This is a genomic window from Aquimarina sp. RZ0 (genome assembly GCF_008370685.1).
Lineage (GTDB): Bacteria > Bacteroidota > Bacteroidia > Flavobacteriales > Flavobacteriaceae > Aquimarina.
This window is the reverse complement of sequence record NZ_VTZU01000023.1, coordinates 23,088-35,821: the sequence shown is the minus strand read 5'-3', so window position 1 is coordinate 35,821 and position 12,734 is coordinate 23,088. Positions and strand designations below refer to the sequence as shown.

9 protein-coding genes are annotated in these 12,734 nt (G+C 31.5%); 4 read left to right on the top strand and 5 right to left on the bottom strand.

The features are described 5' to 3' along the window. Positions 1-1,263, bottom strand: coding sequence for a hypothetical protein (locus tag F0000_RS10435; protein WP_149624669.1), 1,263 nt, complete (start codon positions 1,261-1,263; stop codon positions 1-3). A 724-nt stretch (positions 1,264-1,987) separates the two neighbouring features. Here F0000_RS10435 and F0000_RS10430 point away from each other — a divergent pair. The 4 genes from F0000_RS10430 to F0000_RS10415 all read left to right on the top strand — a co-directional run bounded on the left by F0000_RS10430 (position 1,988) and on the right by F0000_RS10415 (position 5,966). After that, entirely contained in the window at positions 1,988-2,527 is a 540-nt protein-coding gene (locus F0000_RS10430; protein ID WP_149624668.1) for an RNA polymerase sigma factor, read from the top strand. Positions 2,528-2,547: 20 nt separating this feature from the next. Then, complete coding sequence (locus tag F0000_RS10425; RefSeq protein WP_149624667.1) at positions 2,548-2,814, top strand: SemiSWEET family sugar transporter; 267 nt, start codon at positions 2,548-2,550, stop codon at positions 2,812-2,814. 383 nt (positions 2,815-3,197) lie between these two features. Next, entirely contained in the window at positions 3,198-4,217 is a 1,020-nt protein-coding gene (locus tag F0000_RS10420) for a GntR family transcriptional regulator (RefSeq protein WP_149624666.1), read from the top strand. A gap of 606 nt (positions 4,218-4,823) precedes the next feature. Continuing rightward, the gene (locus F0000_RS10415) at positions 4,824-5,966 is read left to right on the top strand and encodes a glycerophosphodiester phosphodiesterase (protein ID WP_149624665.1); all 1,143 of its coding nucleotides are present in this window, start codon (positions 4,824-4,826) and stop codon (positions 5,964-5,966) included. Positions 5,967-6,062: 96 nt separating this feature from the next. Here the strand turns inward: F0000_RS10415 and F0000_RS10410 are convergent, their stop codons facing one another. The 4 genes from F0000_RS10410 to F0000_RS10395 all read right to left on the bottom strand — a co-directional run bounded on the left by F0000_RS10410 (position 6,063) and on the right by F0000_RS10395 (position 12,530). Next, the gene (locus F0000_RS10410) at positions 6,063-7,001 is read right to left on the bottom strand and encodes an endonuclease/exonuclease/phosphatase family protein (RefSeq protein WP_149624664.1); all 939 of its coding nucleotides are present in this window, start codon (positions 6,999-7,001) and stop codon (positions 6,063-6,065) included. Then, positions 6,991-7,935 (bottom strand): tRNA-dihydrouridine synthase, encoded by a 945-nt coding sequence (locus F0000_RS10405; RefSeq protein ID WP_149624663.1) that lies wholly within the window; start codon positions 7,933-7,935, stop codon positions 6,991-6,993. Before F0000_RS10405 ends, F0000_RS10410 begins: the two co-directional genes overlap by 11 nt. A gap of 362 nt (positions 7,936-8,297) precedes the next feature. Then, positions 8,298-10,757, bottom strand: a complete 2,460-nt coding sequence (locus F0000_RS10400) for an Ig-like domain-containing protein (RefSeq protein ID WP_149624662.1) — start codon at positions 10,755-10,757, stop codon at positions 8,298-8,300. An 819-nt stretch (positions 10,758-11,576) separates the two neighbouring features. After that, a complete protein-coding gene (locus F0000_RS10395) occupies positions 11,577-12,530 on the bottom strand; it encodes a calcium/sodium antiporter (RefSeq protein ID WP_149624661.1) in 954 nt (317 codons plus the stop codon). Positions 12,531-12,734 lie beyond the last annotated feature (204 nt).

The window sequence follows — 12,734 nt, the reverse complement described above, 5'->3', positions numbered from 1 at the left end:
TCATCCTTTTTTGAACAACTCGTCCATAAACTTTTCTAGTTGTTCTTTTTTTAATTCCTGAACATTTAATTTGAGCTTTGTAATAAAGCCAAAAGAGCTCCCCATAATTGCCATTTTTCCAGAAACATACATTCCGCCTTTAGCATCTAATCGAATTTTATCAATACCTTCTATTGGGTATTTTAGTGACATCGCAGCTACTCCATCAGATCCAAAACTTTTATCTGTTTTGCCATCGCTACCCAACTTTTTTATCAATATTTCTTTCTCACTTTCTAAACTGGCAGATACAATAAATGTTTCTCCTTTATCATCAACAACGAAATCTGTATTATAAATATCTGCATTAAAATCTATTTGTACTGAATTAATAAATGAATCCTCTATGCCTCCACTCACATCATACCTGCGAATAGTATACAAATTATCCATATCACTCTGTATATTAGATACGTACAAATCATCACCGGTAGCTACTAACTGGTTAAAAGACTGATATTCTGATTCAATGTTAAGGCAATCCAGATTATTAGATATCATCTCTTCACTATCAAAATCTACGAGATATGTAGATCGCTCTACCCCATTATCGAAAGACTCAGAATATGCCAGGAGTAAACGATCATTATTCATAGTAGAACAACTAAATGAAAAAAAGTTTTCATTGTAAAGCTCCGAAGAAAGTGTAGTACCAAATTCAGAAACCTTAAGAATTGCAATGTTTTCCGTTTCTTGTAATCCATTTGGTCGACTTACTTTGGCAACTACTATTATTTCATCTTTTGATGATATATAGATACGTTCTCCATAATTATTATCTTCATTATCCAAAATATTTTTTTCGTAGACACCTTCATTCCCGAAATTTTGATCTATTTCACCGTTTTCTAAAAAACTATTGATAACAATAACCCAATTATTCCCATTCCATCTATTTGATAAAACAAAGATACCACCATCAGGTTTAGTACGTATCGAAATCGGAGTAACATATTGATTATCAAATACATAGTCATCTATCTCGAAAATTGTTTTTTTAATCCCTTTTTGATTTAAACGCATCAAATATCGTTTCGCATCAGACTCAAAAAAGACATTAATTCTATCATCTTCTAAAATTTCAAAATCGACAATATTTGATGAAACCATTCCTAGTTCTTTAAAAACAAGTAATCCATTTCTGCCAAAACTAATATCTATCTTTTGACCATAACTACTGATTACACAGAAATATAAAATAGTAAGAATCTCTTTTGTTCTCATAATAAATAGCCCCTATTTCTTTAGCACGAATACTTTTGCAAAGCCACGAAATTACAAAAATAAAGAGATAATCAGGTTATAAATACTAAAGACTGCGAACTTTTTATTAATTCTTATTAATTGAATACTTAAAAAAGGATCTGTAAATTAGACCGTAAGCTTTTTCCTAAAAATGAAATTTTAATTTTGTTAATATTATGACAACACCTATATCAAGATTGCTTCTATTTTTACCTTTTATTCGTACAGCAATTTGAAGCGCACGCTCACAATTTAGGTAGGAAAAAAATTCAATAATAAAGAACAAAAAAATAAACTATAAAACATTGATATTAATTATCAAAAATGTTTTGAAAATCTGTCTTTTATTTGACCAATAATTGTATGGACAAGGGGGAGAAACAGGCTGACTTTATTCAGTAAAATGCTCTTAAAAATCCAAAATATCTACAAAAAGATCAATCAATCTTACAACGTTATTTGTAAAAACTCTCAAAACCAGCTATTTTTTTTGATTTTTTTTTAGGGTTTTACAGTGTGCAAATTGTATTTACAATATAGTATAGTATAGTATAATATATTTAACCCATCTGTTATGAAAAATAGAATTCAGTTAAAACTAAAAGAGATCATTGAAAACATCAAAGAAACTTGTAAAAATTTACCAGCTGCCTGCAGTTATTCTATTCATAGATAATATTTAACCCCTAAAAAAGTATATACCATGAGAGAATCGAGAATTGATATCCCTACTATAGAGCAAGAATATACCTCAATTTTTAATAAATATTCCGATGCACTTTGTTTTTATCTATACAAACGATTTGGAGATTACGAAAAGTCTCAAGATATCGTCCAGGAAACATTTATAAAACTATGGAATAATCGCCATAATATATCTTATAAAACCGTGAAAGGATACTTATTCGTAGTAGCTAAAAATACATTTATTAATAGCATAAAGTCTAGTAATATTAGAAATCATCATAAAAATTATATAGCAACTCAAGCTTTATCATCTGTCGAGTCTCCTGAATATATTATGGAGGAGAAAGAATTTTTATACACTTTGAAAACGGCTATTGCTGCCTTGCCAGAAAAACAACGAGTTGTATTTATGATGAACCGTTTTGAAGATAAAACATATAAACAAGTTGCTAAGGTTCTAGAAGTTTCTGTTAAAACCGTAGAAAAAAGAATGCAATCTGCACTTATAGCATTAGCTGATAGTACCGGAAAAAACTTAAAACAGTATAGAGCATAAATCAAATAATATCTAACATTATGAATTTAGAATTGATAGGTCTTATAGCCGCAGGCTTTACCACAGGGTCTTTTTTACCTCAAGTATATCAAACTTTTAAAATACAATCAACAGAGAGCCTTTCTACTACTATGCTTATTATTTATTTAATTGGCGCCTTATTATGGCTCATTTACGGATATATAACTAATAGTATTGCAATTATTATATCCAGCGGTCTCACGTCTCTATTGCAATTAGTATTATTATATGGTAAAATTCGATTTACCAAAAAAGAAAAATTTTAATGAGAATAAACAAGATAGGCATCTTCTGTTATTTGATCAAGTATAAGAGAAATCAAAGAAATATCATTTTAAAAAATAATGAGTTTACTATTTAGTTTGTATTGATTTGGTAAAACCCTTTTATTAGCAGTACTTGACAGTATCTATTATTAACATTAATTATTAAACGGTTAATAAGTATGTTTTTCTAAAATGTTTAAATTTACAGTTATACCTCTCTAATTTGAAACACCTGTCTGGAGAAGGCCTTTCCGGAAAAACATATCGAATCTTCACAATCATTCCAAAAAACTAACAAAAAAGAATGCCCGAAATTATAAAATCACTATTTTGCAACCAATAAAAGCACTTTCCTCAAAAGTATTAGTTGAAAATCATACTATATGAACTCTTTATTTGATAAAATCAACAAGTTAAATGAGGTAGTGAGTCTTTCTAAACAAGAAAAGATTATTCAGGGCATCTTGGATGCAATTACGGATAAAATCCTTGAAGTTGGTAGTAAATTACCCTCTGTAATTCAAATGGCTAGACAGATTGGTTGTGCTAATAAAACAGTGGCAGATGCCTACAATGAACTTAAGAAAAGAGGGATTATCGAATCTAAAAGTACTAAAGGATATTATGTTATTAGTTCAGAAATCAATGTAAAGCTTAAGGTGGCTCTGATTATTTATGCATTTAATAGTTTTCAGGTAGAATTTTACAATACATTTAGGAAACATTTAGGAGAAAAGTATCAGATAGACATATTTTTTCATCATAATAACCTCTCATTGTTCCAGACAATTATTAATAATATTTCTGGTAAGTATGGTTTTTATGTTATCGCTCCTATACAGAATGAAAAAGTATTAGAGATCATAAACCACATACCATTCGAACTTGTATTGTTAGTAAATCGCTTACTAAAGGCTTCTAAGGAATATTCTTATGTGGCTCAGGAGTTTGAATACACTACTTATCTAAAATTATGTGATCTACTACCAGCTATATTAAAATTTGATCAAATTATCTTGTTTTTCACACAAGAGTTAGATTATCCAATAGGAGTTCTTAAGGCTTTTAAAAGTTTTGTGAAAGACTATAACATCAAATCAAAAGTACTGGGCAGTTACTCAAAAAAGGATCTTCTTAAAAATACAGTATACTTTTTCGTCGGCGATGCATATTATTGGGAGTTGTTGCGAGATATAAAACATTCAGATTATATAATTGGGCAAGATATAGGAATCCTTACCCATAATGATAGTATTGCCAAAGAGATCCTTTATAACGGTATTACAGCGATTTCTACAGATTTTATAGAAATGGGTAAGAAAGCAGCAGATGTAATTAAGTTTAAAAAGAGAAATGTATACGAGATTATTCCTTCCAAAATTATACGAAGAGGATCATTATAGGAACATATATTCACAAAAAACTTGCTACAAAAGAACTTTTAGTTAACCTTATTTTTTTGCTATACATCCCGATTTATTATTCTTTATCAAAAAACGTATCTGAAGTACTATTCTTAATCCTAAAAATTTTGACTTTTAAGATAAACTAAAAAGACTTTTTTCGACGGCATCATATAGTCAAAAAAATATCAGAATTAGGATAAAAACATAAATTTTTCGGACTAAAGTATCACTCACAAGAGTTTCAATTCGACAGTATATTTATCACTAAAAAGTATGGATTTCATAGTACTTATACATTTACGGATGAGAATTTCGTAAAAATAATGGCAAGGATTTTTCGCTAGATTGATAAATCAAATTAAAGAATAGCCATAGCTATTGTTTAATTTTATGAAGAAAACATGGTAGAAAAAGAATGTCATTAGATGCGAAATTTTTATTCGTAAATCGTATTATAGCTAGTTTGTAAGGTTTTTCTATGCTTTAGCAGCATACTTCTATATAACTTAACATTAGCGACATTTTTATGGTAATAGTGTAACATGAATTTTACAATGTCATAATATTGGTTTTGTTTATTGCGTGAAATTTAAACTAAAAAAAATGAAACCACTTACATTCAAAATACTATTGATTATAGCAGTATTTGCACAATCATCTTGCGATTCTTCAGATGATTCTTCGGGAAACCCAAACCCTGATAGTCAAAACACTCCATTAATCATTGCGCACAGAGGAGCACAATCTATACTTCCAGAACACACATTAGAAGGTTATTCTAAAGCTGTCGAACTAGGAGCAGATTTTATAGAACCAGACTTAGTGATGACCAAAGATGGACATTTGGTGGTAAGACACGAACCGATGCTATCAGGAACAACCAATGTAGCAGATCTCCCTGAATTTTCAAACTTAAAAACAACGAAAGAATTAGATGGAAAAATGGTTACTGATTGGTTTGCTGTAGATTTTACTCTGGTACAAATTAAAAAGTTAAAAGCCCGACAAGCATTTAACGGCAGACCAAAAGATTTTGATGACGTATTAAATATTCCAACTTTTGAAGAGGTTATCGAACTCGCAAAAAAAGAATCTGACAAAACCGGAAGAGTTATTGGTATCTATCCAGAAATCAAACATCCTTTATTCCATAATGAAGTTTTTGAAAAATACGCTATGGAAGATAAACTTCTTGCAGTATTAAAAGAGGCAAAAATGAATCATAAAGATGCGCCTGTTTTTGTTCAATGTTTTGAAGTAGCTCCCTTGCAATATATCAATACTAAATCGTCTGTAAAACTTGTACAACTGATTTCTACATATACTATCAATAAAGATGGATCTTTAGATTACAATGTCCCCGAGGGAGATTTTATTTCTTATGGTTCTCCATTCGATTTTTATGCTAATGGTGATCAGAGAACCTATGAATTCTTTACTACAAAAGAAGGTATGGAATTCACAGCAACATATGCTGACGGTATTGGTCCCTGGAAACCTTTTATAATTTCATATAAAACTGATGATACAGGAGTAACCACTCTGCTTCAGCCTAGCAATTTTATTGAGCTGGCACACGAAAACAATTTACTGGTTCATCCATATACATTTCGGAATGAAAATACACAATGGAGCGGAGGTAACCCAGAAAGTGAATACCACCTGTTTTTTGATGCGGGAGTAGATGGTTTATTCACAGATTACACAAACGAAGCCGTTCAGGCTTTAGACAGCTGGAAAAATTAAGCATACATACAGTATTGCAAAATTCTAAGATACTCCGCAGAATAATAACAAAGCTCTGCCTCCATGGTATAGAGCTTTGTTTGTCTTAAAAATTAGTTATTGATAGGTAGCTGTCAAAAGTGCGTGATCAGAAACTTTATAATATTTTTTTTCTAATAAAACAGGTTGAATATTCTTATTGCTCCAAATTTGATCTATCTCTAATAAAGGAACTCCATAAGGCCAGGTAGCCGTAAAACCAGTGGCGACAGAGTGAAAGCTTTGTAAATTTTTTCTAAAATCATCAAAATAAACACTTTCATAAGGCGTATTAAAATCTCCCATTATAAAAGAAGAATTATTTTTTATAGCAAACTTATAGATACTATCCAATGCAGTAGATCTGGTACCAAAAGGTATTGCATTAATATCTGCAATAAGTACTGATCGCTTTTCATTATTCGATGTGAAATGAATCTCATTAAACTTAAAACTAGCTGTTTTAGAAAAGTGTGATATTGTATCTATTCTCCCTTTGACAGCAACTACCATATCCCCTCCTAGTTTCTGCATATCATAGTTCGGAAATTTGTCTTTGAACTCTTTTATATTTTCATCCGTTATACCTTTGGCTTCAACCATACCAATAATGTTAGGAGACTTATCCTGTACCTCCTTCAGAAGAATCCGAAAAGAAACTTCTTTACTTCTTCCTATATTCCAGAATAAAATTGTCTTAGAGAAATTTGTAGATACTGACGTGGATAAGCTATTATAATAATTAGTTATCCAATAACAAATTAAACACAATGAAGTAAAAATCAATAGGTAGAAAACTTTCTTTTTCTCAAAAAACAGTATACTTAATATCAATCCTCCCACTATCAGTAGTAAAGGTGCACTGGCATAGTATAATATACTTATAGGATAAATATGATCCTTAATAACAAAATGTATTAGCATCGATATCCCGAACATTACCAGAAAAGGTATCCTTAATAAGGAGCTAAAACTTGTATTCAATTTTTTTACTGTTTCTAAATGATTATACTTCATTCAAAATCTCTTTGACTGCTATTTGATATGATCTAGCATTACTTGCCTTTTTAATTTTTTTAAAGGTCTTTCTGGGATTAGGAAACGAGCTGGCAAAGTATTCCCAAAACCCAAGCATTTTCATCTTAATTGGTGTTGGTCCAGAAAGCGCTGCATCATATTGCTGGTAAATAGTATCATGAAACTTACTAAAAATCTTAAATCTATCCTCTGGATAAACTGTCGTATCATTTTTAATCATACTTGGCAAAAATGGATCTGCAATCAATCCTCTGCCAATCATCCAATGATCAATCATAGGAAAACGTTGCTTCATCTCTCTGAAAACTGCTACAGAAGTTATATCTCCATTATAATACAATTTTTGATTACTCTGATCTACACATTTCTGAAACGATTCCAGATCCACCCCTCCTTTATATAGTTGTTTCCCAATCCGTGCGTGAATTGCTATATTTTTTATAGGGTACTTTTCCAGAATCGGAAACACTTTTAAAATCTCCTCACTACTCTCATAACCCATTCGCATTTTTAAAGACACAACAATATTAGTTTCTGTATAAACACGATCCAGTATTTGATTTATTTTTTCGGGATCACAGATTAACCCCGATCCCATTCCTCTTTTGGTCACCATAGGATATGGGCACCCAAGATTCCAATTAAGCTCTTTATAACCAAACTGTTGTACATATTTTACAACAAACAAGAATTCATCTGCATCATTAGTCATGATTTGCGGAATCACTCTGGGCACAGTATTATTTTCTGGTAATATATCTTTCTCAAAAGAAGGTTTAATCTTCACTTTACCATTAAATCGAATATAGGGAGAATAAAAAGTATCAATCCCTCCAAAATATTGATGAAAAGCGTTTCTAAATCGAAAGTCAGTAAACCCCTGTAAAGGGGAAGACAGTAAAGTAATACTCATATGCACTAAAAATTATGCAAATATAACTTAAAAGTAGCGTCTACAAGATAATCTATATCCTAATCAAAAAAAGGGAGAAGAAAAAAGAGAGTAATTTGAGTAAATACTTTTAGATCGGAAACAGTAGTCCCTGAAAACAAAATATTGCCGCTTTAGTCCAAAGATAAAGGGATAGAGCTTTGCCTGGTACATTCAGGTTGGAATTGCATTACTGGCTTGCAGGAAGAGGTCATTACAAAAAGAGCTAATATTGAAAAGATCATTACTAAATAAAAAACTTCTCCCTTTACAGAATAAAGAGAGAAGTTTAGAAAAAAAATTATATGTTACTATACTTTTATATCTAAAACAATGAAAAAATATTATTGTTTAATCAATCTCAATTTCCCTTTTCCTAATACAGAAATAATATACATCCCAGGTGTAAGTGATACAGCAGAAATTTGCTCATTCGCAGAGCTTGCTTTTAATCCCATCACTTGTTTCCCTAAAACATCATGTACACTAATAATATCTCCTTTTTCTACTCCTGTTAAATTTACTGTTTCATTTGCTGGATTAGGGTATACTATCATAGAAATACCTTCTTGTGGAGTAGAAAGACCATCAGAATTTTCACGACTATTATGCTTGATAATATCCCATTGTTGGTTTTGATTTTTATCATTAAAACCCCATATAAGGACATTAGCATCATTAACTCCTCTTTCTCTATCTAAAGCGTTTTTCTGACAATGTAATGGTTTTAAACTATACTTACCATTACTGCCAACTACTTTCCATTTTTGATGATCTGAACCAGCTCCAATCCTGGTAGCAGCATTTGCTCCTTTTGCACACTTACCATTAGGAACTTCTAAATACCTGTTAGTCCCGGAATTCCTGATTGTATACGTATTATCGCCTAAATGCTTGAAAATCCAACGTTGATCATCAAAATTTCCGGCATTATACATTCTTGCATTATGGTTATCCCAAGTCGGCGAAATCAAACGTTGATTACTTACTACAGATTTGATATAGTACATACCATCAGCAATTAATTGTCCAGAGGTCGTTTCTTTACCAATTTTTATAGAAATTATTTTGACTGTTTCTTTCCCCTTATTATCCTTGGCTATTGCTTTAAGACGATAAGTACCTTCTCTAAGATTTTTAATTTTTTCATCTTTCCCTGCTTCTCCCCAGGTATAAGGGGCTATATTTTCCTGTCTCACAAAATCATCGTTGATATATAACCTAACATTAGCTATCGAACCATCAGTGTCACTCGCATTTATTCTGGGGCTCAGACTTACTCCAGTATCAAATCGATCTCCATCTGCTAAAGAAGCAAAATCTAATACCGGCGGCTTGTTATTTCCATTGCCGTCACCACCATTTCCTCCATCTACGACAGTAATTGAGCTTGTGGCAGTTTTATTACCATCTTGAGTTTTTACTGTAATTTGTGCAGAACCAACCGATACAGCTCTTACCACACCAGAACTATTTACTGTTGCAACACCAGTATTTGATGAGGACCAGGTAACATTCTTGTTTGTTGCATTATTAGGTCTTACTGACGGATTCAAGTCTTTGGTTTGTCCAATATTTAATGAAACAGCAGAAGGAGAAACACTTACCCCTGTAACCGAAACTGTATTGTTTCCAGAGCCACCACCTCCTTTTACAGGATAAAATGTACCATGTATAGGTACATTATTTGTCTTATCAAATGGATATTCTGGTATTCTACTCCTTTCTTCCTTTCGTCTTGGACCAATGTAGACTGTATTATTATCAGAAAAACTTATTCTATCATTGTTATTTCTTTCAATACATTGATTTTTATAAATATAATTATCTCTGTCAGAAACTCTATGAAAGCTTGCCCAAGGCCCCATTACCGCGTGATATTGAAAATCAAATCCTGATTGAATTGTAATTTCGTTTTGTTCGACTAAATTATTTCCGGCGTCTGCATTATGAAAATTAACATCCTGAGTTATCTTGTTTTTATAAATCACATTATAGTAAGCTCCTTCTCGCTGAATTGCCAAATGTCTAAGATTCTTAATTGTACAATTATAAACTAGTGTGTATCCTCCCTGAATTGCAAAGTAACCATTGCCGCCACCGCCTTTGTTCCAAACGCCATCCACAAGCATATCTCTAAATGTCAAATGATCTGTTTTCCACGTATTTATAGGAGATCCTCCAGAATTTAATATCGTTACTTTATCTACCCAACAGTTTCTAGCTCCGCTACCAAATACAATACCTTTTATAGCATAATTAGGTTTCACTGCTGCCAGCTTAAATGGATCAGGAGTACCATTTTGATTCCCTTTGATGGTTAGACGTTCTAGACTACTGCGCTTAGTTCCTTTAAAATAAATTGCTTGTTTTTTATCTGCTTCTTTACCTGTCATGGTTACTATTAGAACTACTCTATCTCGACTTTCTCCTACAATACGCACATTGCTTTTAACATTTACGGTTTTATTAATAGTATAATTTCCATTTCGAAGCCTTAATTGACCTCCTCCATTTCGGGATACTTCATCAATTGCTGAATTGAGGCCGTCGCTATTTGTCGGTCCAATAGTTTTCTTTATAGTACTACTTGATAATAAGGGAATTCCACCTTCAACACCTGCCTTCATCCACTCTCTCATTTGTGGATAATCGGGATCTAGTTTTGAGTTGTCAAACGTTATACCAGCATCTCCTACTCTCTGAGCCTCTAAGGACTGAATTGTTATAAAGTTTAGTAAAAAAAATATAACCATGGCTCCTAACAGCCAATCAGAAAGTTTGTTTTTTAATTTTGTTCGCATCAGTTTTTTTATTAAATAATAATATGCCTTTTAAAAAAAACTTATTCCATTAAAATAAATGAATATTCAAAGTATACTACTACACAAACAATTTAAATTAATTACACTTTTTTGTTGCGTATGTGTACTATCTTATTTTCTGAATAAGTGAACATATCCGGAAGAATATTTTCGTCTACAAAATTTACATTTTGTATCATGATTTTGACATTTTTCTTAATTATAGCTATGCCTTATTAAAAAACTATCTTCACTATTCTCAAGTAAGCTAAACCTTTAGGTTTAAAAATCACTATTTTTCAGATAAGTTTATTTTTTTAAATCTTTTACAAACAATTCTAAGAGTTTAAACACTTTTAAAACTGTTTTTAAGTCTATTAAAATTAGAATAACAGACATCAGGTCGTTAATACATATAGATATAATATCTACTTATCTTTTAGACCTATTACTTTAAAGCATTTTGAGGAGGGAAAACAAAAGAAATTCTTAGAAGTAAAAAGTACTTTTAATTATATATTAATTTTAGAATATACAATAATTTGTTATGTAATAAATTTCATTGTGATTGAGTCTGTGTGTTTAAATTTATAATACAATTTAGTTATTATTATATAAACGTATAGTTTACATCTATTATTTTAAAGATACAACTATTATTTTTTTGATCGTGCAGGTTTACTCTAACATATTTAATCAAACTCAGTACCCAAATCTGCGACCTGTATGTCTTATTCACTGAGAATTCAAAATATAAATTACACACTAACATTCACTACACAAAACCTCCTTATACATTTGATTAAGAGAAGAATTTGTTTATTTTATAAAAACTAAGGCGACAAACACACAATAGCCTGCAAAAATTAAAAATCCTTTTGTTCTACCTAAAACCATTCTTTTAGGAATAAAAGCTAATGGCAAAAGAATTAGCGCAAAACCTAGCATCCAGAAAATATCGACATTCATTAATCGTACATCTTTCAAAACAATTGGCTGTATAATAGATGTAAGTCCTAGTACCGAAGCTATATTAAAAATATTAGAGCCAATCAGATTTCCCAGAGAAATTGCTTTTTCCTGTTTTAATGCAGCGATTACAGATGCTGCAAGTTCGGGAACACTAGTTCCTATAGCTACCATAGTAAGCCCAATTACTGCTTCACTAACTTCCATTCTCTGCGCAATATTTTTTGCTCCATCTACCAAAAATTCAGATCCAAAATACAAGGATAAACCTCCTATTAATAACCAGACAATCATTTTAAAACCAGACACTTTCTCCAGTGTATCATCAACTTCATCAATCATCGTATCAGCATGCTTTCTAGCCCTTCTAATCAGCAAGAACAAATAGACCAAAAGAGATACCAGCAAAATACCGCCTTCTACTCTGGTTAATATAGTATCGGTCTTTAAAAAGATGTATAATGCCAATGACATTATGATCATTACAGGCCAGTTAAATCTATAAAAATCTTTATCAATGGCTAATGGTCCAATAAGTGCTGTAATCCCAAGAACCAAACCAATATTTGCAATATTAGAACCTATAACATTACTTAGCGCCAGATCTGCAGACCCTTCCAGCGCAGCTTGTAAACTAACTAATAACTCTGGCGCAGAGGTAGCAAAAGAGACTACAGTGAGCCCGATTACCATCTTAGACAATTTTAATCTAAAAGATAATGCCACAGAGGAGCGAACCAAAAACTCACCTCCAACAACGAGAAGTACAAATCCAATAATTACAAAAAATATACTTTGAGTCATAAGTCATTAATTTGTTTGCGAATATAGAATAAGTATAGCATAAGTACTTAATGTTACATTTATTTTTTATAGTAACCCAAAAGCCCGCTTTCCTTTTTAAAACTATCCAAACCAGGTAAAACTTTTACCAAAGAAATTCTCCCTGAATTAGCAAACTATCTCGGGGTAAGCCCACGAAGCATTTATTAGAAAAAAATATTTCGA

Coding starts and splice junctions, on each gene's coding strand:
- F0000_RS10435 (WP_149624669.1), bottom strand. CDS start 1,263: ATGAGAACAAAAGAGATTCTTACTATTTTATATTTCTGTGTAATCAGT.
- F0000_RS10430 (WP_149624668.1), top strand. CDS start 1,988: ATGAGAGAATCGAGAATTGATATCCCTACTATAGAGCAAGAATATACC.
- F0000_RS10425 (WP_149624667.1), top strand. CDS start 2,548: ATGAATTTAGAATTGATAGGTCTTATAGCCGCAGGCTTTACCACAGGG.
- F0000_RS10420 (WP_149624666.1), top strand. CDS start 3,198: ATGAACTCTTTATTTGATAAAATCAACAAGTTAAATGAGGTAGTGAGT.
- F0000_RS10415 (WP_149624665.1), top strand. CDS start 4,824: ATGAAACCACTTACATTCAAAATACTATTGATTATAGCAGTATTTGCA.
- F0000_RS10410 (WP_149624664.1), bottom strand. CDS start 7,001: ATGAAGTATAATCATTTAGAAACAGTAAAAAAATTGAATACAAGTTTT.
- F0000_RS10405 (WP_149624663.1), bottom strand. CDS start 7,935: ATGAGTATTACTTTACTGTCTTCCCCTTTACAGGGGTTTACTGACTTT.
- F0000_RS10400 (WP_149624662.1), bottom strand. CDS start 10,757: ATGCGAACAAAATTAAAAAACAAACTTTCTGATTGGCTGTTAGGAGCC.
- F0000_RS10395 (WP_149624661.1), bottom strand. CDS start 12,530: ATGACTCAAAGTATATTTTTTGTAATTATTGGATTTGTACTTCTCGTT.